General features: G+C 61.2%; 20 protein-coding genes and 1 pseudogene. 13 read left to right on the plus strand and 8 right to left on the minus strand.

The genetic code is table 11. The features are described 5' to 3' along the window. Positions 1-127: 127 nt before the first annotated feature. Positions 128-646: a GNAT family N-acetyltransferase gene (locus KW824_RS07995; protein WP_218409486.1), complete on the plus strand. Its 519-nt coding sequence runs from the start codon at positions 128-130 to the stop codon at positions 644-646. 48 nt (positions 647-694) lie between these two features. Here the strand turns inward: KW824_RS07995 and nqrE are convergent, their stop codons facing one another. From nqrE to KW824_RS08015, 4 genes are all read right to left on the minus strand, one after another. Beyond that, positions 695-1,294, minus strand: a complete 600-nt coding sequence (gene nqrE, locus KW824_RS08000) for an NADH:ubiquinone reductase (Na(+)-transporting) subunit E (protein ID WP_042649628.1) — start codon at positions 1,292-1,294, stop codon at positions 695-697. Between the two features lie 171 nt (positions 1,295-1,465). Next, entirely contained in the window at positions 1,466-1,759 is a 294-nt protein-coding gene (locus KW824_RS08005; RefSeq protein ID WP_182788042.1) for a hypothetical protein, read from the minus strand. A 409-nt stretch (positions 1,760-2,168) separates the two neighbouring features. After that, complete coding sequence (gene recJ, locus KW824_RS08010; RefSeq protein WP_041205230.1) at positions 2,169-3,899, minus strand: single-stranded-DNA-specific exonuclease RecJ; 1,731 nt, start codon at positions 3,897-3,899, stop codon at positions 2,169-2,171. Between the two features lie 101 nt (positions 3,900-4,000). Beyond that, complete coding sequence (locus KW824_RS08015; RefSeq protein WP_235210031.1) at positions 4,001-5,350, minus strand: sigma-54 dependent transcriptional regulator; 1,350 nt, start codon at positions 5,348-5,350, stop codon at positions 4,001-4,003. Between the two features lie 443 nt (positions 5,351-5,793). Between KW824_RS08015 and KW824_RS08020 the strand changes: the two genes are divergently transcribed. The 3 genes from KW824_RS08020 (at position 5,794) to KW824_RS08030 (ending at position 11,359) form a co-directional block, all read left to right on the plus strand. Further along, positions 5,794-7,488 carry a hypothetical protein gene (locus KW824_RS08020; protein WP_218409487.1) on the plus strand — a complete coding sequence of 565 codons (1,695 nt, stop codon included), beginning with the start codon at positions 5,794-5,796 and terminating at the stop codon, positions 7,486-7,488. Between the two features lie 358 nt (positions 7,489-7,846). Next, positions 7,847-8,254, plus strand: coding sequence for a large-conductance mechanosensitive channel protein MscL (gene mscL, locus KW824_RS08025; protein ID WP_043129095.1), 408 nt, complete (start codon positions 7,847-7,849; stop codon positions 8,252-8,254). 753 nt (positions 8,255-9,007) lie between these two features. After that, complete coding sequence (locus KW824_RS08030) at positions 9,008-11,359, plus strand: hypothetical protein (protein WP_218409488.1); 2,352 nt, start codon at positions 9,008-9,010, stop codon at positions 11,357-11,359. Positions 11,360-11,474: 115 nt separating this feature from the next. Here the strand turns inward: KW824_RS08030 and xerD are convergent, their stop codons facing one another. Then, positions 11,475-12,386 (minus strand): site-specific tyrosine recombinase XerD, encoded by a 912-nt coding sequence (gene xerD / locus KW824_RS08035; RefSeq protein WP_182310187.1) that lies wholly within the window; start codon positions 12,384-12,386, stop codon positions 11,475-11,477. Positions 12,387-12,583: 197 nt separating this feature from the next. Between xerD and fldB the strand changes: the two genes are divergently transcribed. From fldB to KW824_RS08060, 5 genes and pseudogenes are all read left to right on the plus strand, one after another. Next, on the plus strand, positions 12,584-13,102 hold the full coding sequence (gene fldB / locus KW824_RS08040; RefSeq protein ID WP_005326670.1) for a flavodoxin FldB: 519 nt from the start codon (positions 12,584-12,586) through the stop codon (positions 13,100-13,102). A gap of 63 nt (positions 13,103-13,165) precedes the next feature. Continuing rightward, positions 13,166-13,267 (plus strand): annotated as a pseudogene (locus KW824_RS08045) (flavodoxin FldB); the annotation flags it as partial. A 306-nt stretch (positions 13,268-13,573) separates the two neighbouring features. Then, positions 13,574-14,974 (plus strand): TldD/PmbA family protein, encoded by a 1,401-nt coding sequence (locus tag KW824_RS08050; protein WP_218409489.1) that lies wholly within the window; start codon positions 13,574-13,576, stop codon positions 14,972-14,974. Then, entirely contained in the window at positions 14,974-16,314 is a 1,341-nt protein-coding gene (locus KW824_RS08055) for a TldD/PmbA family protein (protein WP_218409490.1), read from the plus strand. The genes KW824_RS08050 and KW824_RS08055 overlap by 1 nt, the downstream gene beginning before the upstream one ends. A gap of 131 nt (positions 16,315-16,445) precedes the next feature. Beyond that, positions 16,446-16,841: a VOC family protein gene (locus KW824_RS08060; RefSeq protein ID WP_005326664.1), complete on the plus strand. Its 396-nt coding sequence runs from the start codon at positions 16,446-16,448 to the stop codon at positions 16,839-16,841. A 69-nt stretch (positions 16,842-16,910) separates the two neighbouring features. Here KW824_RS08060 and KW824_RS08065 read toward each other — a convergent pair whose 3' ends face one another. Further along, complete coding sequence (locus KW824_RS08065; protein WP_005326662.1) at positions 16,911-17,837, minus strand: L,D-transpeptidase family protein; 927 nt, start codon at positions 17,835-17,837, stop codon at positions 16,911-16,913. A 456-nt stretch (positions 17,838-18,293) separates the two neighbouring features. On the opposite strand from KW824_RS08065, the gene yegQ reads away from it, so the two are divergent. After that, the gene (gene yegQ, locus KW824_RS08070) at positions 18,294-19,655 is read left to right on the plus strand and encodes a tRNA 5-hydroxyuridine modification protein YegQ (RefSeq protein WP_041205198.1); all 1,362 of its coding nucleotides are present in this window, start codon (positions 18,294-18,296) and stop codon (positions 19,653-19,655) included. A gap of 1 nt (position 19,656) precedes the next feature. Beyond that, positions 19,657-19,905 carry a YfhL family 4Fe-4S dicluster ferredoxin gene (locus KW824_RS08075; protein WP_025326072.1) on the plus strand — a complete coding sequence of 83 codons (249 nt, stop codon included), beginning with the start codon at positions 19,657-19,659 and terminating at the stop codon, positions 19,903-19,905. 74 nt (positions 19,906-19,979) lie between these two features. Here KW824_RS08075 and KW824_RS08080 read toward each other — a convergent pair whose 3' ends face one another. Then, on the minus strand, positions 19,980-20,372 hold the full coding sequence (locus KW824_RS08080; protein ID WP_218409491.1) for a DUF1090 domain-containing protein: 393 nt from the start codon (positions 20,370-20,372) through the stop codon (positions 19,980-19,982). Between the two features lie 159 nt (positions 20,373-20,531). On the opposite strand from KW824_RS08080, the gene KW824_RS08085 reads away from it, so the two are divergent. After that, a complete protein-coding gene (locus KW824_RS08085; RefSeq protein WP_218409492.1) occupies positions 20,532-20,885 on the plus strand; it encodes a DsrE/DsrF/TusD sulfur relay family protein in 354 nt (117 codons plus the stop codon). A 133-nt stretch (positions 20,886-21,018) separates the two neighbouring features. Continuing rightward, the gene (locus KW824_RS08090) at positions 21,019-22,101 is read left to right on the plus strand and encodes a protoglobin domain-containing protein (RefSeq protein ID WP_043129104.1); all 1,083 of its coding nucleotides are present in this window, start codon (positions 21,019-21,021) and stop codon (positions 22,099-22,101) included. Here the strand turns inward: KW824_RS08090 and KW824_RS08095 are convergent. Next, positions 22,095-23,312: an MFS transporter gene (locus KW824_RS08095; protein ID WP_218409493.1), complete on the minus strand. Its 1,218-nt coding sequence runs from the start codon at positions 23,310-23,312 to the stop codon at positions 22,095-22,097. The two genes, KW824_RS08090 and KW824_RS08095, sit on opposite strands and share 7 nt — an antisense overlap. Positions 23,313-23,375 lie beyond the last annotated feature (63 nt).

Below are 23,375 nucleotides of genomic sequence, written 5' to 3' on the forward strand. Positions count from 1 at the left end.
AAAAGAAGAGCGCCCAAGGGCGCTCTTCTTGTTGAACATGTCGGACTCGACACGCCCGGCCAACCCCATGGCTAATTCCCGGCGCCGGGGTTAAGGTGGCGACTCCCTTTCCTTGAGTGACACTCAGATGCCAACCCCTATCGTTCGTCTGATCCCCATGGATGAGGCGGCTTTCCCCGCCTATCGCGACTACTTCATCGACGACTACGCCCAGGATCTCGCCAGCAATCACGGGCTGACCCTGGCCGATGCCCGCCATCAAGCCGAGGCTTCCTTGCTGCAACACCTGCCCCAAGGGGCCGCCACACCGGGCCAGAGCCTGCTCTGCATCCTCCCTGTAAGTGACACTGTGAGTGGCAATACGGGGAATGAAGTCGCGCCGACGGCGGCCATCGCCGGCTATCTCTGGCACTGTGTCGACAGCGCCGCCCACACCACCTTTATCTATGACTTCTACACATTCCCGGCCCATCGTGGCCTGGGATATGGCAAGGCCGCCATGGCGGTGCTGGAGGCCGAGTTGAAGTGCCTTGGCGTCAGTCAGATCAAGCTGAGGGTCGCCCATGACAACCCCAGAGCCAGGGCGCTCTACGAAGAGATCGGCTTTCATATCACGGGCTACAACATGGCCAAGATGCTGGGTTGATGGCTCTCGTCATCAACCCTCTTTCCTCATGCCATGGTGAGCCAGCGCTCACAGCGAGATCCCGGAAAACGACATGAAGCCCAGCGACATCAGCCCCGCCACTATGAAGGTGATGCCGATGCCCCTCAATCCCTCTGGCACGTCCGAGTACTTCATCTTCTGGCGCAGGCCGGCGATGGCGACGATGGCCAGCAGCCAGCCAAGCCCCGACCCCGCCCCATAGACCACGGATTCGATGAAGTCGTAGTCCCGCTGGGCCATAAACATCACGCCGCCGAAAATGGCGCAATGCACCGTCAGCAGCGGCAGGTAGATCCCCAGGGCCTGATGGAGCGCCGGGAAATGCTTGTCCAGCACCATCTCCATCACCTGCACCAGGGCCGCCAGTACGCCTATGTAGATGATGAAATCGAGAAAGCTCAGGTCAAATTCCCCGAGGAAGGTGCTGTCAGGGCGCAGTATATGGCGGTAGATCAGGTTGTTGAGGGGAATGGCGATCACCATGACCACCAGCACCGTCATACCAAGGCCGAAGGCGGTGTTGATGTTCTTCGACACCGCGAGGAAGGTACACATGCCGAGAAAGAAGGCCAGGGCCAGGTTTTCCACAAAGATCGACTGAATAAACAAATTGACGTAATAGTCCATGAATCCGGCTCACCACTTGATTGTGCAAAGAGAATGTTCGCCCCTGACCAGGGTCAGCGGCAGGAACGGGATGACAGTCAGCACGGGCGCGATCGCAGACGACAGGGATCGGTGGATCAACAAAAAGGGATCAGTGACAGAGAAGGCGTGCGCCCGGCGAGGGGAAGGACACTAGTCGCCGTGGCAGAAGCGAAATTGCAGGTGATGGCAGAGCAGTTGCCGCTGGTGCAGATGACCCAAGCAACCCGGCCACTGTCTGAGATAGATGAGGGGCAGGAAGAACAGCAGGCCGCAGAGCAGACCGAGGATCTCGTGCTGGAACCAGGCCAGCAACATCTGGTAGAGATCCGGGCCCCTGGTCCCTTCCAGCCGCCGCCCCTGCTCGACGCTGTGGCGCCACTGGGAGGCAGGCGGCAGGCTGACGCTGTCGGCCAACCCCGGTGCAGGGGGCTCGTGCAGTTGCATCGAGGATGTCGATGTCCCCTGGGGCGACAGCGCGGGCGCACCTAGCCCTGCCGCGACAGAAGCGGCAAGCCACAGCAGGCAGGCGACGGCGAACGCCATCGGCCAGCGCAATTGTCGGCCAGGGGGTGGCAAGGGCACAGACTCCTTGAAAAAGTCAGGGGTTAGGCGAGGATTAATATATCACGATTGCTCTTTTTATTGAATTTTTGCATCAATTAGCCAGCCAAATTCAATACAAATAGACCTGCTTTATCCACAAAACAAGCATTTTACACCTCAATGAAAACAGCTAGGAACGGACTCCCTTCCTCGCCCCCTGAGCCCCATTCAGTGAGGGCATAGCCGCTCTTGCAACAAAAACGGCCACCCCAGGATGACCGTTTTGGCTGCCGGACATGATGCCTGCCCACTAGAGCCCGGCGGCTTCCAGATGCTCCACCAGCAGCTGGACGCTGCGGTTGCCGCGCCACTCGTTGACGTCGAGCCGGTAGACCAGCCGCACCCGCTTCACCGAGGCGTCCGGCCAACGCTTGAGATCGACCCCGAAGGCGATGGCATCCACCGCATGGCCGGAATCGGTGGTCAGCATCATCTTGAGGTGTTTCTCCCCCACCAGCCGCTGCTGCACCAGCACAAACTCGCCGTCGAACAGCGGCTCGGGGAAGGCCTGACCCCAGGGGCCGGAGGCGCGAATAAGCTCCGCCAACTCCAGAGTCAGTTCATCGGGCAGCAGCTCGCCATCGGTGAGCAGCACCCCGGTCAGCAGCTCCGGGGTCACCAGCTCGCTGATGACCGTCTCGAAGGCCCGGCCGAAGGCCTCGATATTGGCCTTGGGCAGGGTCAGCCCCGCCGCCATGGCGTGGCCGCCAAACTTGCCCATCAGACCTGGATGGCGGGTGTCGAGCAACTCGAGGGCATCGCGCAGGTGTACCCCGGGAATGGAGCGACCCGAACCCTTGAGCTCGGTGTCGCTGCTCTCGGCAAAGGCAATCACGGGTCTGTAGTACTTCTCCTTCACCTTGGAGGCCACCAGCCCCACTACCCCCTGATGCCACTCGTCCCGGTGCAGCACGATGCCGGAGGGGACTTCACCATCGCGAAAACGGATCTGTTCCAGGGTGGCGAGGGCCTCCTGCTGCATCCCCTGCTCGATCTCCTTGCGCTCCTGGTTGAGGCTGTCCATTTCGGAAGCGAGCTGGCGCGCCAGATTGAGGTCATCGCTCAGCAGACAGGCGACCCCGAGGGACATGTCATCGAGCCGGCCCACCGCGTTGAGGCGAGGCCCCAGTGCAAAGCCGAGATCGGCGGCACACAGCCGGCGACCGTCGCGGCCCGATACGTCCACCAGCGCCTGAATGCCGGGGCGGCAGCGACCGGCCCGGATCCGCTGCAGCCCCTGATGCACCAGGATGCGGTTGTTGCCATCCAGCGCGACCACATCGGCCACGGTGCCAAGTGCCACCAGATCCAGATAATCCGCCACATTGGGGGCGCGAATACCCTGGCGCTCGTACCAGCCGCTCTGGCGCAGATGGGTATTGAGGGCCGCCATCAGATAGAAGGCCACCCCCACCCCGGCCAGGGACTTGGAGGGGAAGTCGCAACCATGCTGATTGGGGTTCACTATCGCATCGGCATCAGGCAGCTCCTGGCCTGGCAAGTGGTGATCGGTAACCAGTACCCGCATCCCGGCCGCCTTGGCCGCCGCCACCCCGGCAATGCTGGAGATGCCGTTGTCCACCGTGATGAGGAACTCGGCGCCGCGGGCCACCGCCAGCTCGACGATCTCCGGGGTGAGGCCATAGCCGAACTCGAAGCGGTTGGGCACCAGAAAATCGATGTGATGACCCCCCATGGCTCGCAGGGCCAACACGCACAGGGCCGAGCTGGTGGCGCCGTCGCAGTCGAAGTCACCGACAATGAGGATGCGCTGCTGCGCCGTCAGGGCATCCGCCAGCAGGGGCACCGCCTGCTCCATGCCGAACAGGCGCTGGGGCGGCAGCAGCTGGCTGGCGCTGCGCTCGAGCAGGGCAGGGTCCTCCACCCCGCGGCTGGCGAAGATTTGACGAAGCAGGGGGTGCAGGGTATCTGGCAGGTGAGCGTCATCCACTCGGGGACGACGACGGATTTGCAGGGGCATGGTGTCAATCCTGTCTTCTAATACGGTGAGCCGATGGCAAGGCGGTATGATACACGCCTCAGGCGAGCAGAGAACAGCGGCAGGTCGGCTTGGGAGAGACGCTAGGAAATCAGGGCCTCAGGAGGAGGAGGAGGTGCAGAGCGCTCCAGCACCCGGTAGAGGGTGAGCCTGGAGATCCCGAGGTGCCGGGCGGCCTCGGTCACATTGTTGCCACAGAGCACCAAAGCCCGGCGCACGGCCTCGCATTCCGCCTCGGCCCTGACCAGATTAAGGGGACGAATGGCGCCCTCTACCAGCGGCAGGGCCAGCCCCAGATCCTGGTGATCGATGCGGCACCCTTCACACAGGACCAGCGCTCGCTCCAACCGGTTCTTGAGCTCCCGCACATTGCCAGGCCAGTGATATTTCATCATCTGGTGCATGGCGCTGGCAGTGAAGCCATTCACCTTGGGATTCAAAGTGCTACCCAGCTTGTTCAGGAAATACTGGGCAAGCAAGATGATATCCTCCCCCCGTTCACGCAGGGGAGGCAGTGCCAAGTCCAGCACACAGAGACGGTAGAAGAGATCGGAACGAAAATTGCCCTGCGCCATCTCCTGATCCAGCACCCTGTTTGTCGCGGCTATCACCCGGATATCCACCTCGATAGGCTCAACGCCACCGACTCTCACTATGGTGCGTTCCTGCAAGAATCTCAGCAGATTGACCTGCATCGGCAACGGGAGATCCCCTATCTCATCGAGAAACAGGACACCGTGATGGGCCCGCTCCACACAGCCAATGTGACGGCGCCAGGCATCGGTGAAGGCACCCTTTTCATGGCCAAACAGTTCTGACTGGATCAGGGTGGGTGGAATGGCGCCGCAGTTGACGGCAACGAAGGGGCCATCCGCCCGCTGGGAGTGCCGATGGATCAGCCGGGCAACCAGCTCTTTGCCCGTGCCGCTCTCCCCTTGCAATATCACCGACGAATCAGCCTTCGCCAGTCGCTCGACCCGATTCATCATCTGCCGCATGACGGGGCTGGTACCGATAATTCCCCCCTCCTCCTTGCCACGATCGCAGGGGCGATGAGCCCCCCTCCTCAAGCAGGCGATGCCAAACGCATGCCCCAGCACGGCGAGCAGACGATCATCCTCTACCGGCAGGCTGTGATAGTCGAAACAGTAGTTCAGGAGCAGCTCTTGCACCCTGGGCAAGGCCAGCAGATGAGGGGGAGCGAGTGCGACCCAGATCATGGTGCTGCATGTCTGACGAAACAGGATCTCCACCGCCTCGGCGGCATCTTCGCTCAACAGCACCAGACCGACTCTGGGCGCCTGTTGTGCGTAGTAGCTGAAAGCTTCCTGAGGCGATGAGGCCGAACAAAAACGCCACCCCAGTGAAGATGCATGTGACGGAGGGCGCCACACCTCGCTCGTGTTGACACACAGTAGTGTACGAATCTCCATCAACAACACTCCACAGCTCTGCGGCCAAACAATGTGCAAAGTATTGGATAGATGGCCTACATGTGCCACTTCTGAAACAAGGATAAAAACGAACTCGAACAGGCCCCCAAAAGACAACAAAATAAATTAAAACAATGTCTTAACAACATAATGACGTTGCTTTACCAGTCCAGTAAGGCAACTGCTATACCCCCTTTGTTTCGCCTCGGGAACAGTGCCAAAAAGCCCCCTTTCAATGGGAAGCCTGCTCAGACACCGATAATTCATCAATCTCTGTCTCCTTCGGTTAACAACGCCGTCACCCCATCTCATCGAAAAAAAATATTTTTTCATTCATTTTCAATGCCTTATCCATATGGAACGAAGTCTGCATTCATGCAGCGCCTCCGGCTGTGCAAGTAGAGCCGGACGACATGGACAACAACAAGCAGAAGGAATGCAACATGGATACCCGAGCAATACCTCTCTGGCCACGCTGTTGGCAGCACGGTCTCACGGCCCTGACCTTGCTGCTGGCGCTCTGTGCGCCGGTACTGGCCGCCACGGCGGAGTCACCGTTCGAGCTGGATGCCAACCCGCAGGACAACATCGACACAGGTGCAGTCATGAGTGATGACTGGGATACCCCACCCGACACCGGAGGGGCCACCAAGTTCACCGGCATCATCCAGGACACCGCCCCAAGGAGCATCTTTGGCGGGGGGGATAAAGACATACTGGATATCGATAAATGGAGCTGGAGCGATGGTTCGGTGCCCGACAAGGATGACCTGACCCACGCCTATGCCGCCGCATACAACGAAAATAGCGACCTGTTGCTCTACTTCGGCGCTGACAGGATCTCCAATGTAGGCGACGCCTTCATGGGGTTCTGGTTCTTCAAACAGAAGGTCACCGCCCTGCCCAACGGCAAGTTCAGCGGCAAGCACACCCTGGGGGATACCCTGGTGCTCATCAACTTCCCGCAGGCAAACAACGCGGTTCCCTACCTGGCCGTGGTGACCTGGGATCCGACCTGCAGCAAGGCGACCAACAACAACCCGCAGCCGGGACAATGTGCCGCCGCCAATCTGCGACTCAAGCTGCAAGGTTCGGGTGCCAACGACGTCGTCTGTGCCAGCCAGGGCGGTGCCAACCTCGCCTGTGCCCTGACCAACACGGGTAACGTCCCCGTGCCCGCCAGCACCCTGGCGAACGGTGTCGGCGGCCTGTGGAGCGATTACACCCCCAAGAGCGGTACTCAGGGTACCTTCCCCTTCGAGAGCTTCTTCGAGGGTGGGATCAACCTTAGCCAGATCGTCGGCGGCAGTGACGGCTGCTTCAGCAGCTTCATGGCCGAGACCCGCTCCTCCAGCTCCTTCACGGCCGCATTGAAGGACTTCGTGCTGGACAACTTCGAACTGTGCAAGGTCGAGATCACCAAGGTCTGTACCGGCGGTGACCTCAACGAGACCGAGACCGGCTTCACCTTCAGCTTCGAAGGCGTCGTCACCAACGGAGGCTTTGGCACCATCTATGACGTCGTCGTCACCGATGATAACGGTACCCCGGCAGACACCAGCGATGACTTCATCGTCGCGAACTTCGATTCCATACCCAAAGGGGGAATGGAAGATTACAGCGGCAGCTTTGGCGCCGCCGGTAACGGGCCGACCAACGGTGTCAGTGTCAAGGCCGCCTCCAGCGATGGCGGGCTGCAGACGATCACCGCATCCGCCACTGCAGCCTGCCCCACGGTCCAACGAGAACCCGGGATCAGCGTCACCAAGGCTTGCAGCACCAAGGTCATCGATGAGGGTAGCCAGCTGGTGATCAGGGTCGACTACAGCGGCCAGGTCTGCAACACCACAGGGGTGGGCCTCATTCCGCCGCTGAACCTGAGCGGCGTGACCGTCACCGACGACCCCAGCGGCAATGTGCACAATATCGGCACGCTTAACGCGGCGGACTGCAAGGACTATTCTGGCTCCTACACGCCAAGTAGTGCAGGGTCGGAAAACCCGGGTTCCATCTCCTTCAGCGACACTGTCACGGCCACAGGGACTGCGCCCCTGGGCTTTGGCACCGCGACCGACATGGCAACGGCTACCTGCCCGCTCTGTCCGACTTGCCCAGATTGCCCCACTCCAGGGCAGTAACAGGGTTTGATCAGGGTTAAACCACAAGGGCCATGGTGCAGACCATGGCCCTTTTCATGGCGCCGACTTTCATGACGCCGACAAGGCATCGCAATCTTCCTGAGCCCAGGATGACCCCACCATCTCTCCACAGCATGCACAGCTGCTCTCCGATCGCATTGCCCTGCTTAGTTATCGATGAGTTAATAACACCGAATGTAAAAATTTCTCATTCATACAGGTTGCCAATCGGGCTTGAGCCCCGCAAGCTAATCAGGACGACGGGATAGATCATGGTCATCCCTCTGTTTTACTGATGTTTTATTATCCAGATTCGACGTGGGGCCCGACCTCACGCCGTCCATTTTTAGGGGGAAAAATGAGTCTGATTCAAGAGTTCAAGGCCTTTGCCGCCCGCGGCAATGTCATCGACATGGCGGTCGGTATCATCATAGGTGCCGCCTTCGGCAAGATAGTCTCCTCCTTCGTGGGCGACGTCATCATGCCGCCCATCGGCCTGATCCTGGGGGGGGTGGATTTCAGCGATCTCGCCGTCACCCTGAAGGCTGCCGAAGGCGACATCCCGGCCGTGGTCATCGCCTACGGCAAGTTCATCCAGACCATCATCGACTTCCTGATCATCTCCTTCGCCATCTTCATGGGGCTCAAAGCCATCAACACCCTCAAGAAGAAGCAGGAAGAGGCCGCCACCCCGGCCGGCCCCACCAAGGATCAGGAGCTGTTGACCGAGATCCGCGACCTGCTCAAGTCCCAGCAGAGCAAATAAGCGCACGGGTCCCCTGGACGTCGCCAGCGCGCATGCCAGCAAGAAACCAGTAGCAAGAGGGAGGCCTGTGCCTCCCTCGCTTTTTAGCCAGAGAGCACTCCCCTGGCTCCCCCTCCACATTCATCCTGACTTTGTACCGCTCTCATCCCACCTCGGCACCGCACATGCAACACGCCAGCCCCTCGACAGGAGCCGATGCAGGGCAGTCAAGGGGATGGGGTTGTCTCAGCCTTGATACAGAGGCCGGGAACCCGACACTCGGGCTCCCGGCTGCCATGTCCAAAGGGCGCCATCCTGCTTGCAATCACCCGAGCTGCCTTGGCGACTCGCCCACGCCCCTCATGACATCCCGCAATCGCAGCGGCTGACGGAACCGCATTCGGTACACCTCTGTTCCATCGCTGTAACAGAGGGAATAATTAAAAAATCTTTATTTATCATGGATTTATCATCTCACCCCCGCTGACGACCCCATGTCATCGTTACAACTTGATGGACATACGCTCGTGAACAATGCTGAAAAAACTCATTAATCTCTTTCTATTCAAACACTTATCTATTTGGTGCGTTCCTTGCTGCAGGGGTGCTGTCTATCGATGCCCACCCCACAGAGCTGTGCCCGATCCCTAGTCTCGTTTGCAGGAGATCGGCCCTCTGCGTGGTCACGTCCGGGCCTGGGACATCACTCGGTTCAGGCAGTCGCAGCCGAGTGACATGGAACCAAGAACCACAAGACAGGAAGAGGGAAATGCTATGAAACCAAGTCAGCGCAATCGCCTGCTCAAATCCCTGACGGTCCCTTTCGGGATCGTCATGCTGGGGGGGCTCAGCCTCACCCCGGCCTGGGCCGGCATCTTTCCGGGCCTGCAACAAGAGGCCTGTATGGCAGACGCCTATATTGCCAAGGGTGGCTCACTCGCGGGCGGCAGCCTCAACTGCACGGCCAAGGACATCGAGGTCTCCAAAGTAGTGCCGGTTAATCCGAACCAGGAGTGCACCAACGGCCAGGTGTTCACCTTCAATGCAGACGTGACCATCAAGACCAACGCCAGCGAGCGTTATGACACCACCTTCTACCTGCCGAGAACGTCCCAGAGCCCGCAGGTGGTACAAGGAGGGGCAAGAAACTGCAGCCTGGTACTGCCCAAGGCGAGCGACGCCGGGGAGAATGGCCAGGTCGCCTATGTGAATCTGGAGCCGAAACTGAAAGCCACGGATTTCCTGGATACTTGCGGCGACATCACCAAGGCCAACGGTACCGACCAGTACACGCTCCTCAATCAGCCCATCACCATGCTCTGTCAGCCCAGCCCCACGGATCCCAACAAGGCCCTGTTCACCTATTGCGCGGCCTGGGACATCCAGAAGAGCCTGAGTTGCAGCGAGAGCACAGTGCCTCCCGGCGCCGTGCCCGCCACCAAGTCCAAATGCAACTGTGACAGCTTCGCCATCAACGTGTTCATCAGGCCTGAGCCACCCACCATCACCAAGACGGTCGAGCCGACCAGCCTGCCCGAGCCGGGTGGCGTGTTCACCTACAACCTGAGCTTTACCAACTCGAGTGCCGCCTCTCTGTATATCGCCAGCCTGAAGGATGAGATCGACGTGGGCGGAGATGGCTCCTACGACAAGAGCGTGGATCTCTGGGGCGCCACCGAAAGCGTCGGAACGGCGGACGGCATCTATCTGCTCAGCAGCACCTGTGCGAAACCCGCTGCAGGCTCGACGACGAAGGAGGTATTGCCCAGCGCGACCTACAGCTGCGAATTCACCTTGCATATCAAGGATCGCGATCTGCCCAACGATCAGAGTCCCGAGAAGTACGTCGACAACATAGTGGCCCTGTTCAAGGACAAGAACGGCGGCACGGTCGGCGACGGCAGCACCTGCCCGACCGGCTTCCAGTCTGCAGGCAACAACTGCAGCGCGGCCAAGATGGTCGAGATCACCAATCTCCCGCCGGCCATCGCGGTTGAGAAGACCCCCTCCGTTGACGAGGTGCTGGAGCCGGGGGCCAATGTGACCTACACCGTCAAGGTCACCAATACCGCGGGCGATCACGACGATCCGCTCACCCTGACCAGCCTGGTGGACGACAAGTTCGGCGACCTGGACGGGCAGGGCACCTGCGATCTGGGCAGCGGCGTGGCCCTGTTCAAGGGCTCACCTTTCGAATGCAGCTTCACCGAGTTTGTCGGTGGCAACGCTGGCGATGTACACACCAACAAGGTGACCGCCAAGGCCCTGGACAACGAGGGGGATGAGGCAACGGGAGATGACAGCGCCACCGTCAACATCAATGACGTGGCATCGACCATCACGCTGCAAAAGGATGCCGTGCCCATCAGTGTGCTCGAAACAGGTGACTCCAACGAGAAACGCTCGGTGGCCTATACCTTCACCTTCTCCGTCGATGCCGGCGGCGTGGACAAGGTCACCTTCAATGACCTGGATGATGACGTGTTCGGCAATCTGACCAGCCTGTGCCAGGTAAGCAAGAAGAACGGCGTCACGCTCGTGCCCGCCGTGGCACTGTCCGGCTTCATGCTGAACCCGGGTGAGTCGGCCAGTTGCACCCTCTCCAAGGATCTGCAGGGCAATGCTGGTGATAGTCACACCAACACGGCGACCATCAGTGGCAAGGATGAGGACAATCAGACCGTGACCGACAGCGATGACGCCACCGTGATGTTCACCGATGAGAAACCCGACATCAGCAAGCTCTTTGCCCTCAAGGCTGCCGGCTTTGTCCGCATCAGCAACAACGGAGTGGACACCCTGACCGTCACCGCCCTGACCTTCAAGGGGATCGATGTGGCGGATGGGAACGGGATCCCGGGCAGCTTTACCCTCTACGATGAGCCCGGGGTGAGTACCCATGAGGGCGGCTTCGGGCCCTTCGCCTTCTGCGCCACGGGCGGGACCATACTGCCAGGCGGCCACTATGATTGCGCCTTCGTGCTGGAGCTCGAACCCGGCCTCGCCGAGCTCGGCAACATCAACCTGCAGGCGATCAACCCTGAGCCTCTGGTGGTTACCCTGAAGGACGACGAGCTCAACGAGGTCAAGGCAGAAGTGGAGGTCACCATCCAAACGCTGGAATGATGATGCTGTGAAACAGGCCAGGAAACTGGGCTATTCAGGGGGCGACGGTTGAACCATCGCCCCCTTTCTTTGCCCGGGCGCAGGGATACGGGGTCAAAGAGACCACCTCACGGACTCAGGCCCGGGGATGGTGCTCGCCGTGCAACGCCTTGAGCCGCTCGTTGGCCACGTGGGTGTAGATCTGGGTGGTGGAGAGATCCGCGTGCCCCAGCAGCATCTGCACCACCCGCAGATCGGCGCCGTGGTTGAGCAGATGGGTGGCGAAGGCGTGGCGCAGGGTGTGGGGGGATAGCTCCCCCCTGATCCCCGCCCGCTGGGCATAGAGCTTGATGCGATGCCAGAAGGTCTGGCGGGTCATCATCCTGGCCTGTTTGGAGGGGAAGACCACGTCCGAGCTGGTGCCCCCCAGCAGCAGGGTGCGCGCCTCTCTGTAGTAGCGCTCCAACCAGTAGACCGCCTCCTCCCCCATGGGCACCAGCCGCTCCTTGTTGCCCTTGCCCACCACCCGCACCAACCCCTGGCGCAGGCTGACATGCTCGGCGGTGAGCCCCACCAGTTCGGAGACCCGCAGCCCGGTGGCATAGAGCAACTCGAGCATCGCCTTGTCCCGCAGCTCCAGCGGATCGTCCACCAGCGGCGCCGTGAGCAACGCATCCACCTCGGCCTCGCTGAGATCCGAGGGTAGCTTCTTGGGCAGCTTGGGCCCCTCCAGCAGCACGGTCGGGTCGTCGCTGCGCAATTTTTCCCGATTGAGATACTGATAGAAGCGGCGCAGGGCCGACAGAAAGCGGGCCGTGCTGCTCGCCGCGAACTGGTTGTCCACCCGCCAGGCGAGATAGTGCTGGATGTCGTCCATCCCCGCCAGCAGCAGGGAGCCGCCCTGGCCGTCGAGCCAGAGGGCAAACTTTTCCAGATCCGTGCGATAAGAGCTGACCGTATTGTCGGACAGCCCCCGCTCCAGCCAGAGGGCATCGAGGAAGGGCTCGATCAGGGGATGGTTGTGCACGGCAGGGGCAGGCTTGGTCATGGGGTGTCGGTCTTGGGCAAACGGTGGCCCATTGTAGCCTGCCAGGCCGGCGCGCACATCAGGGGCTTGCGCTCCCCTCCGGGCGTACCAGGCGGTGAAGCGCGAGGGGCAATCTGCTAGACTGGCGCCCTCACTCGGGCGGTCCGACCCCATGGTTGCCCGACACCCCCTTGCCTACTGCGATCAAGAGAAGAGCGATGAAGATAGGTTTGTTTTACGGCTCCACCACCTGCTACACCGAGATGGCAGCCGAGAAGATCCGCGCCCTCATTGGCCCCGAGCTGGTTGATCTCCACAACATCAAGGACGTACCCCTGGCCCGCATGCAGGAGTACGACATCCTGATCCTCGGCATCTCCACCTGGGACTTCGGCGAGCTGCAGGAAGACTGGGAATCCCGCTGGGAGGACATCAAGGATGTGCCTCTGGAAGGGCGCATCATCGCCCTGTTCGGCATGGGCGATCAGTTGGGGTATGGCGAGTGGTATCAGGATGCCCTCGGCCTGTTGCACGATCAGCTGGTGCCCAAGGGGGTCAGGCTGGTGGGTTACTGGCCCAACGAAGGGTACGAGTTCGATGCCTCCAAGGCGCTGATCGACGATGGCCGTCACTTCGTCGGTCTGGCCCTCGATGACGCCAACCAGTACGACCAGACCGAATCCCGCATCGAGCAGTGGGTCGATCAGATCCTCAGCGAGATCCACGAGCTGTTGTGATCCAGGTAGCTTGCATGTTCGATGATCCCTTGGATACGAAACGACGATGGCCATCATCTTGTCGTCGGCTTGGCTCTCGATGACGCCAGCCAGTACGACCAGACCGAATCCCGTATCGAGCAGTGGGTCGGTCGGATCCTGAATGAGATCCACGAGCTGTTGTGAGCCCGGCGGTGGGGGTTGCCCGCTTGGCGGCGCCAGTCAGCGTCAACGACCAGACCCGGTCCCCCATCGAACAGTGAGTTGAGAGACCCTTGATGGAACTCAACAGACGGCGTTGAACTCCCCTGCCAGCAGCCAGCCACACTGGCTGCCGGGCGCATAAATCGCACCGATTTTCTCAATCGGTATCATCGCATGACGCTATAGCGACTTTTTTGTGCTGGTCTGCAACAATGCAATCGACATCCCATAACACAATCAGAACGGGTGTCGGAAGCAAACAGGAAACAGACCAGAAAAGGATATTCTATGACCTCATTCTCTCTGTTGGCCCCCGCCATCGCCCGCGACGTGCTCGATCACGCCCTGGCGCTGGGTGCCGACTTCGCCGAGCTGTTCGTGGAGCGCAAGCGCCGCAGCCAGCTCAGCCTGCTCTCCAGCCAGATAGAGAACATCAGCGGTGGCCTCGATTTCGGCATAGGCGTGCGCCTGTGCTACGGCCACAAGGTGCTCTACGGCTACACCAATCTGGCCAGCCGCGAGGAGCTGCTACGCATCGTCAGCCTGCTGGCGGCCAAGGACAGACGCGACCCCATGGTCACCGCCACCGCCTTCGACTTCATCCCCATCACAGACCGCAATCCGGTGGCCCTGCCGCTCTCGGCCGACAAGCAGCTGGAGCAGAAGATTGCCTATCTGCACGCCATGGATGCCGTTGCCCGCGCCGAGAGCAGCAAGGTGAGCCAGTTCTCCGGCAATGTGCTGGGCTGGGAGCAGGAGGTGGAGATCTTCAACAGCGAAGGGCTCCAGGTGGCAGATCGCCGCCACTACAACCGCATCATGGCCCAGACCATAGCGGTGGAAGGGGGCGAGCAGAGCGTGGGCTACGAGGCCCCCGGTGCCCTGATGGGCTGGGAGCATGCCGATCGCATAGATCCGCGGGAGCTGGCTCTCACCGCCACTCGGCAGGCGCTGGTGAAACTGGGGGCAGCCCCCTGCCCGAGTGGCACCTTGCCGGTCATCATGGAGAGCGGCTTTGGCGGCGTCATCTTCCACGAGGCCTGCGGCCACCTGCTGGAGACCACCTCGGTAGCCAAGAAGGCCTCGGTATTCCACGACAAGATGGGCCAGCTCATCGCCAATCCAGCTGTCAGCGCGGTGGACGAGGGCTTGCAGAGCAACGCCTGGGGCTCCATCAACGTCGATGACGAAGGGATGTCAACCCAGCACACCCAGCTCATCAAGGAGGGCGTGCTCACCGGCTTCCTGGTGGACAGAATGGGCGCCATCAAGACTGGCCATGCCCGCACCGGCTCGGGAAGGCGCGAGTCCTACAAGTTCGCCCCCACCTCGCGCATGCGCAACACCTACATAGAGCCGGGCAACCACAGCCTGGAGGAGATGCTGGCCACCGTCGAGCACGGCATCTACGCCAAGAAGATGGGAGGCGGTTCGGTGCAACCGGGCACAGGCGAGTTCAACTTCAACGTGCAGGAGGCCTACCTCATCGAGCACGGCAAGATAACCCGGCCCCTCAAATCGGCGACCCTGATCGGCACCGGCCCCCAGGTGCTGAAAGAGATCTCCATGGTGGGGCGCAATCTGGCGCTGGCCGCCGGCATGTGCGGCTCCGTCTCAGGCTCTGTGCCCACGTCTGTCGGCCAACCCGCCTTGAAAGTTGACAATATCCTGGTGGGAGGGAACGCCTGATGAGCACACTCGATATGAACACCCTGCTCACCCGCCTGCTGGACAAGGTCGCCGATCTGGGCGCCGAGGCGGACGTCATCGCCAATCAGGAGAAAGCCTTCTCCCTCAAGGCCGACAAGGGGGAGCTTGGTGAATACAAGGTCACCAGCAGCCAGCAGATCGGCATCCGCCTCATCAAGGATGGCCGGGTTGGCATCGCCTACTCGGAATCCCTGGATGAGCCGGCGCTGGATGCCATGGTGCAGGATGCGCTCGATGCCAGCCGCTTCGCCAAGGTAGACGCGGATCAGCGCATCTCGGTGGCGGGCAGCCGGATCACCACCGACTGCGCCGAGATCCACCAGCCCGACACCACGGCGGTGGAGGAGAAGATAGCCCTGGCCCTGCGCCTCGAGGCAGATATGCTGGCACAACCCGATGTGACCGGTGCCCCCTACAACAGCTTCTTCGAGGGGGAGAGCCGCCTCTGGCTCGCCAACAGCCTAGGCAGCCTTTGCCAGCACAGTGAATTCAGCGTCGGCTGCTATACCTCGGCGCTGGTGGAGCGGGATGGCCGCCAGTCGATGCACTCGCAAGGGCAGTATGGCCGCCGCTTCGACGAGCTGGATAGCCAGACTCTTATCGAACAGATCTACGCCGTGGCCGATGGCCTGCTGCCAGGGGAAGCGGTGCCGAGCGGTCGCTACAGCGTTCTCTTCAGCACCAACTGCTTTGCCAGCCTGTTTGGCTGCTTCCAGGGGGCGCTGTCGGGCAAGTGGGCCCAGCAGGGGATCAACCCCTGGCGCAGCAAGGTGGGGCAAAGCGTGGCATCACGCTGGCTCACTCTGGAGAGCCGGGCCTATATGCCCGGCGGCATGAACATCAAGGCGTTCGATGGCGAGGGGGCAGCCACTTCGGATCTGCTGCTGATTGGCGAGGGGGAGCTGAAAACCCTGCTCCACAACAGCACCACCGCCCGCCACTTCGGGGGGGCGAGCAATGGCTCGGCGGCCCGCAGTGCCCGCAGCGCCCTCGATGTAACCGCCCGCCACCTGGTATTTGGCACAGGTCCTCACAGCGAGGGCGAGGTGCAGAGCGGCGACTATCTGGAGCTGGTCAAGCTGGACGGTCTGCATTCGGGTGCCGATGCGGTGAGCGGCGACTTCTCGTTCGGCGCGTCAGGATTCCTGTGCCGGGACGGTGTACGCATCCAGCCAGTGCGCGGCATCACGGTCGCGGGCAACTTCTACCGCCTGCTCGGGGAGCTGGAAGCGGTCGGTGACACCCTGCATCACAACGATGGCAAGGGTTTCTACGCGCCGCTGATCCGCTTTGGCGGGCTGAACATCGCAGGCAAGTGACTGTATCAAGAGGGAAAAGCACTTCCCTTCCCCATCCAGAAGCGGCGCCATCAGGCGCCGCTTTTTTACCTCTGGCGCCCCTCATCGCCCACTCCTACCCTCAAAGAGCCACCGACCGCATCGGCCGGAACATGCTGGAGAATACGAAGATGGACAACACCCTGGTCTGGGCCGACATTCCGACACGGGATCTGGATCGTGCCATGGACTTCTACTCGGCCCTGCTCGATGTGCAGGTCACCCCCATACAGGAGGAGGAGATGCGGTTTGCCATGCTGCGCTACGATGGCAGCAACGCGGCGGCCTGTCTCGGCCCCATGGACAAATACCACCAGCCCGGTGGCGCCGGTCCCCTCATCTATCTTTCACTCGGTGACAGGTTGCAGGAGGCGGAGCAGTTGGTCCCCCGGCTCGGCGGGCGGGTGCTCGAACCCCTGCATTCCATCGGCAGCGGTCACGGCTCCCGGGTGATTATCGAGGATACCGAAGGCAACTGGCTGGCCCTCTATGCCCCGCCCGCTGCTTGAGCAACATGACAAACAATAACGGCGACCCTGGGGTCGCCGTTATTGTTACCAAGCACCTCGCAGAGGCGATCAGGCTTCCGGGTTGAGGCGGGTCGGCATGCCGGTACGCTGTTCCAGTACCTGCTTGACCACGTTGGAATCGCTGTCCATGTGGGCGATGAAGCGGGTGGTGGCCGGGGTCATGGGGAGCGGCACAGAGGCGGTGGAGTTGAACTCCTCCTCGGTGCGCGACAGCGGCTCGTGCACTTCCATGTAACGACCGCCATCCGGCTCGACCGTGGTCTTGACCGGCTGGTTGACGAACTGGACGCGGGTACCGACCGGCACGTTGTCGAACAGATACTTGATGTCATCGGCGCGCAGACGCACGCAACCGCTGCTCACCCGCAGACCGATGCCGAAGGTTGCGTTGGTGCCGTGGATGGCATAGAGGTTGCCGATGTAGAGGGCGTGCAGGCCCATGGGGTTGTCCGGACCGGCCGGCCAGACCGCAGGCAGGGTCTTGCCCTGAGCGGCGTAGCGGCGACGGATGTTCTCGGTCGGGGTCCAGGTCGGGTTGGCGCGCTTGCGCTCCACCTTGGTGATCCAGTTCTCCGGGGTGTTGACCCCCAGCTGGCCGATGCCGATGGGCAATACCTGTACCACGTTCTTGCCTTTCGGGTAGTAGTAGAGGCGCATCTCGGCCACGTTGATGACGATCCCCTCGCGCGGCGCATTCGGCAGGATCAGCTGATGCGGAATGGTCAGCTTGCTGCCCGGCGTCGGCAGATAGGGGTCGACCCCCGGGTTCGCTTCCATGATGTTGGTCAGGCCCAGCTGGAAGTCGGCGGCGATCTGCTCCAGCGGACGGTTGTCTGCGGGCACCACGTATTCCTGGTTCTCACCGATCAGGCGACTGTTGGCGGCGGGCAGCGCGTATTCAACGGCGGCGGCCTGCTGGCTGACCAGGGTCAGAGTGCAAAAAAGGGCCGAAGCGGCAATGCGAAGGGGATTCATAAAATTCCTGTATGGTTTCCTGTACCTGTTGGCCTGAAGCCGGTTCATCCTCGGTCTGTCCCTTGTCACGAGTCACGCTCGCCCGAGGCCAATAACCGAGCGCGCATTCTTTCCTGAGCCGGACAAAATTTCAACTTGGAGATGGGGCTTTTTCACGGAAAAGAGCCATTCTCCCCCCAACAATCGGCCGTATCGGCTGCCTGCTACCCTAGCACCACCAATCTGACCACAAAATGAACATGCATCCGGTCCGCCCCCCTAGCCCCAAATTGCATGATGGCGCGGTCACGAGTACAATCTCGCACCCCTTTTATCAGGAGTATCGAGTCATCTCGTGCTCTGGGTGTACCTCATCGGGTGGCCGTGCGTCGAGTACGGTCGCACCATGCCGATGACCCTATACGGCGCCATCAGGTGGCGCCGTCCTGATTTGCAATCAGACAGAAAGAGTCCAACATGTTCAGACCAGAATTGCTCTCCCCCGCCGGGACCCTCAAGAATATGCGTTACGCCTATGCCTATGGCGCCGACGCCGTCTATGCGGGCCAGCCGCGCTACAGCCTGCGGGTGCGCAACAACGAATTCGATCACGAGAATCTGCAGCTCGGCATCAACGAGGCCCATGCCCTGGGCAAGCAGTTCTATGTGGTGGCCAACATCCAGCCCCACAACTCCAAGCTCAAGACCTTCATCCGCGACATGCGCCCCGTGGTGGACATGAAGCCGGATGCGCTCATCATGTCAGACCCCGGTCTCATCATGATGATGCGCGAAGCCTTCCCGGACATGCCCATCCACCTCTCGGTGCAGGCCAACGCGGTCAACTGGGCCACGGTGAAGTTTTGGCATCAGATGGGCCTGACCCGCGCCATCCTCTCCCGCGAGCTCTCCCTGGACGAGATCGAAGAGATCCGCATGCAGGTGCCCGAGATGGAGCTGGAAGTCTTCGTCCACGGCGCCCTCTGCATGGCCTACTCCGGCCGCTGCCTGCTCTCCGGTTACATCAACAAGCGCGACCCCAACCAGGGCACCTGCACCAACTCCTGCCGCTGGGAGTACAAGGTGCACGAAGGCAAGGAAGATGACGTGGGCCAGATAGTCCATCGTCAGGAACCCATCGCCGTGCGCCCGGACAACACCCTGGGGCTCGGCAAGCCGAGCGATGCCCTGGTGCTGCTGGAAGAGTCCAACCGCCCCGGCGAGTACATGACCGCGTTCGAGGACGAGCACGGCACCTACATCATGAACTCCAAGGACCTGCGCGCCGTCGAGCACGTGGAGCGTCTAACCAAGATGGGTGTGCACTCCCTGAAGATCGAAGGCCGAACCAAGTCCTTCTACTACTGCGCCCGTACCGCCCAGGTCTATCGCAAGGCCATCGACGATGCGGTCGCCGGTCGTCCGTTCGATCCGACCCTGATGGGCACCCTCGAGAACCTGGCCCACCGTGGCTACACCGAGGGCTTCCTGCGCCGTCACAACCACAGCGAGTACCAGAACTACGACTACGGCTACTCCGTTTCCGACACCCAGCAGTTCGTCGGCGAGATCACCGGTCGCCAGGGCGACATGGTGGAAGTGGAAGTGAAGAACAAGTTCCTGGTGGGCAACAGCCTGGAGCTGATGACGCCGCAGGGCAACGTCAGCTTCAACCTGGAGCAGATGCAAAACCGCAAGGGCGAGCTTATCGACACCGCGCCGGGCAACGGCCACGTGGTCTATGTGCCCGTCCCCAAGGAGATCGACGTCAACTACGGCATACTGCTGCGCAACCTGGGCGATCGTCAAGACACCCGTCAGCCCCACTCGGCGGCCTGAGATGGCGCTGCTCATCACCGACAAGTGCATCAACTGTGACATGTGCGATCCCGAGTGTCCGAACCAGGCCATCAGCCTGGGGGACAAGATCTACGAGATAGATCCGGATCGCTGCACCGAGTGCGTCGGCCACTATGAGAAGCCCACCTGCATCAGCGTCTGCCCTATCGACTGCATCATCTGGGATCCCGCTCACGTGGAGACCGAAGAGCAGCTGATGGACAAGTTTGTGCTGATGCACAGGCAGTAGTGCCGGACCTGCGGGTCATCCAGAAATAGAAAAAGCCGGGCATGCCCGGCTTTTTCTATTGCGCTACCGCCCACTCAGGGTTTGACCAGCTTCTGCAGCGCCTCAAGCTCGCGTTGAGCCTCCAGCAGCTCGGCCTGGGATGCCTCCAGCTTGGCCTGCTTCTTGGCAATCTTGTCCGGCTTGCCCGAGACCCGGGCGCTCTGCAGATCCGCCAGACGCTCCTCCACCTCTTGCTTCTGCTTGGCAACCTTCTCTTGCTGCTCCTTAATGAGCCCGGCATCTGTGCAATGGGTCTCGATGTTGCGCAGGGCCTGCTCCAGACCCGCCACCTGCTGCGCGTTATCGTGCGCCCGGGCGAAGGCAAGCTGCTCAGTCACCGCCTGATGCCTGGCCTTGCAGCCGACGTTTTCACTGCCATAGGCCTGTCCGGCCAACAGCAATAATCCTATTCCGGCGATCTTCCACATAACGACCTCTTTGCTCTGTCATACTGGATGGCCGCCTATGAAACCTGACTCATACCCCGAGGTCAAGGCACAGGGAAAGGGCTACGACAGAGTTTGCACTGGGTCATGCCGCCGCCATGTTGGCGACGCTACAATGCCCCTTTCAACCCGGAGAGTCCCATGAAGCAACAGATCGTCATCATCGCCAACGGTGCCCCCTATGGCAGCGAAACCCTGTTCAATGCCCTGCGCCTGGGGATCGCCCTCAACGAGCAGGAAGGCATCGACCTGAAACTCTTCCTGATGTCAGACGCGGTCAGCGCCGCCCTGGCGGGCCAATCCCCCGCCGAGGGTTACAACCTGCGCCAGATGCTGGAGATCCTGCTGGCACAGGGTACCCAGATCCGGCTGTGCAAGAGCTGCACGGACGCGCGGGGCATCACTGCCCTTCCCCTCATCGAGGGCATAGAGGTAGGCACCCTGCCGCTGCTGGCCCAATGGACCCTGACTGCCCACAAGGTGCTCACCTTCTAGCACAGGGTAAAATGAGCGCAGAGTTGATCTGTCACAACCCTGTGCCATTTGAAAACCAACCCCCAGCTGTTAATGTGTACACTATCAGTTATATAACAATGCGTGCGCCTTCATTTTCGCTCGGGAAACAGCCATGAACCCAACAGAACAGACTTTGCTGGAGCAGATGCGGATCACAGAGTTCGAAATCGCCCATCGCAAGGAGCTGCTGCTGCTGGATGAGCAGGATTTCATCCTGCTCGCCAGCTATCGTACCAAGATCGAACCCCACATCGATGCCCTGGTCGACAAGTTCTACACCCTGCAGACCGGGATCACCGAGATTGCCCTGCTGATTGGGGATGCCGACACCCTCACCCGATTGCGGGCGGCCCAGCGCCGCTACATTCTCGACCTGTTCAGCGGCCTGTATGACCTGGAATACGTCAACAACCGGCTGCGCATCGGGCTGGTGCACAAGCGGATCGGAGTGGAACCCAAGCTCTACCTGGCCGCCATCAATACCCTGAAAGGGCTGCTCATCGAGGATATCTTCACCCAGATCCCCAGCGAACAGGAGCGGGTCACCATGCTCACCGCCCTCGACAAGCTGTTCCTGTTCGACATCACCCTGGTGTTTGAGACCTATATCCGCAGCCTGGTGTCGGAGATCGAGTCCTCCAAGGAGAAATCCGAGCTTTACGCCAAGGCGCTGGAGGAGAAGGTACGCGAACGCACCCAGCAACTGGAGGAGATGAGCCGGACCGATGCCCTCACCGGCCTGCTCAGCGTGCGCCACCTGCAGGAGAACCTCACCCGCACCCTGCGCACCTGCCAGCGTCGCTCCGAGCCTGTGGTCATCGCCTACCTCGACATCAATGACTTCAAGCAGATCAACGACAACCAGGGCCATCAGCGGGGGGACGAGATCCTGCGCATCGTCGGCGACTGCATTCGCCAGGTGTCACGGGTGGAAGATAGCTGCTTCCGCTACGGTGGGGACGAATTCTGCCTGATCCTGCCCAACTGCAACGAGGATCAGGCTAGGGACGTCTTCCTGCCCCGTCTCAACAAGACGCTGGCCGAACGGACCGGTGATGTGACCCTCAGCATAGGGCTGGTGCAAACCGGGCCGGTGCAGTTCGACGAGGGCAACAGCCTGATCCGGCTGGCGGACGAGCGCATGTATGCCGCCAAGAAGGCGATGAAACAGGTCGCCCAGAAGGGTACTCACTGACCCGGGTTGGCCCGGGCCAGCTCGGGGCGCGGCATGCGGGCGCCCCACTCATAGAGCAGGAAGGTCAGCAGACAGAGCAACGCCATCAATGCATAGAGCAGCTGCCCGTTCCACTGGGCAAGGATCCAGCCCCCCAGCAGGGCGCCGATGGCGATCCCGAGCCCGGACATGGAGGCCGCCCCGAAGTAACTGCCCTTGAGGTGCTCCGGCGCCATCTGATCGACCAGCACATTGAGCAGCGGGAACAGGATGCACTCGCCGATGCTCAGCAGGATCACCGCCACTATCCAGTGCCACCAGATGGCGGTATCCCCGAGCGCGAACTGCAGCTGGGCGCTGAGGAAGAAGGCAACCCCGAGCTGCAGTCGGCGCTTGATAGACCAGTTGGCGGTCAGGTGCAGCAGCGGGAACTGCAGGATCACTATGGTCAGCGCATTGGTGCTCACCAGCCAGCCGATGAGGCGCTCCACCTCAGGAGTCCCCGCCCGGGTCAGATACTGGATGAGCGGTGACTCGAACTGGGCATAGACCAGCATCAGCAGCATGTTGGCCATCGTCAGCAGCAGGAAGCCCCTGTCCTGCCAGAGCACCCGCAGCACGGCGCGCATGCCCGGGCCGGCGGCATGGCCTGGCTGACAGGCGGCCAGCCGAAAGCCGACGAGGAAGATGAAGCCGAGCAGCAGATAGCTGACACTGAGCAGCAGGAAGGTCTCCTGCCGTGCACTCAGGCCGTAGCTGACCCCGAGCAGGGGACCGATGGCCGCCCCCAGGTTGAGCAAGAAGTAACGCAGGTGCAGTGCCAATTCGCGGGCCTTGGGCTCGGCCAGGCTGTCTGCCATCAGCGCCTTGCCCGGTGAATCGATGAGCCCATAGGAGAGCCCGCTGCCGATCACTCCGATCGCCAGCCAGATCACCTGATGGGAGAGGCCGAGCAGGGCAACGCTCAGAGCGGACACCAGGCAGCCAAACAGCAGTATGTTGCGCCTCCCCCACTTGTCCGACAGCCAGCCACCATAGAAGCTTACCAGGGTGGAGAGTGCCGCCGTGGCCCCCAGAATGAGGCCGATCAGCGTCGCCGACAGACCGTAGTCGCGGTAAAGCAGGATGGAGAGAAAGGGCCATACCATGAAGAAGGTGGTGCGCACCATGAAGGTGCCCAGGATGACGATCCAGACTAGCGGAGGAAACTGCCTGATAAGGGCCCACGACATCATACTGCTCCTTGTTGCCCGTCGCACGGGGAGCCCAATGTTGTAACAGAGGGCTCCATAAGA

The sequence above is a fragment of the Aeromonas sp. sif0611 genome (assembly GCF_019218845.1).
In the GTDB taxonomy this organism is placed as follows: Bacteria; Pseudomonadota; Gammaproteobacteria; order Enterobacterales; family Aeromonadaceae; genus Aeromonas; species Aeromonas media.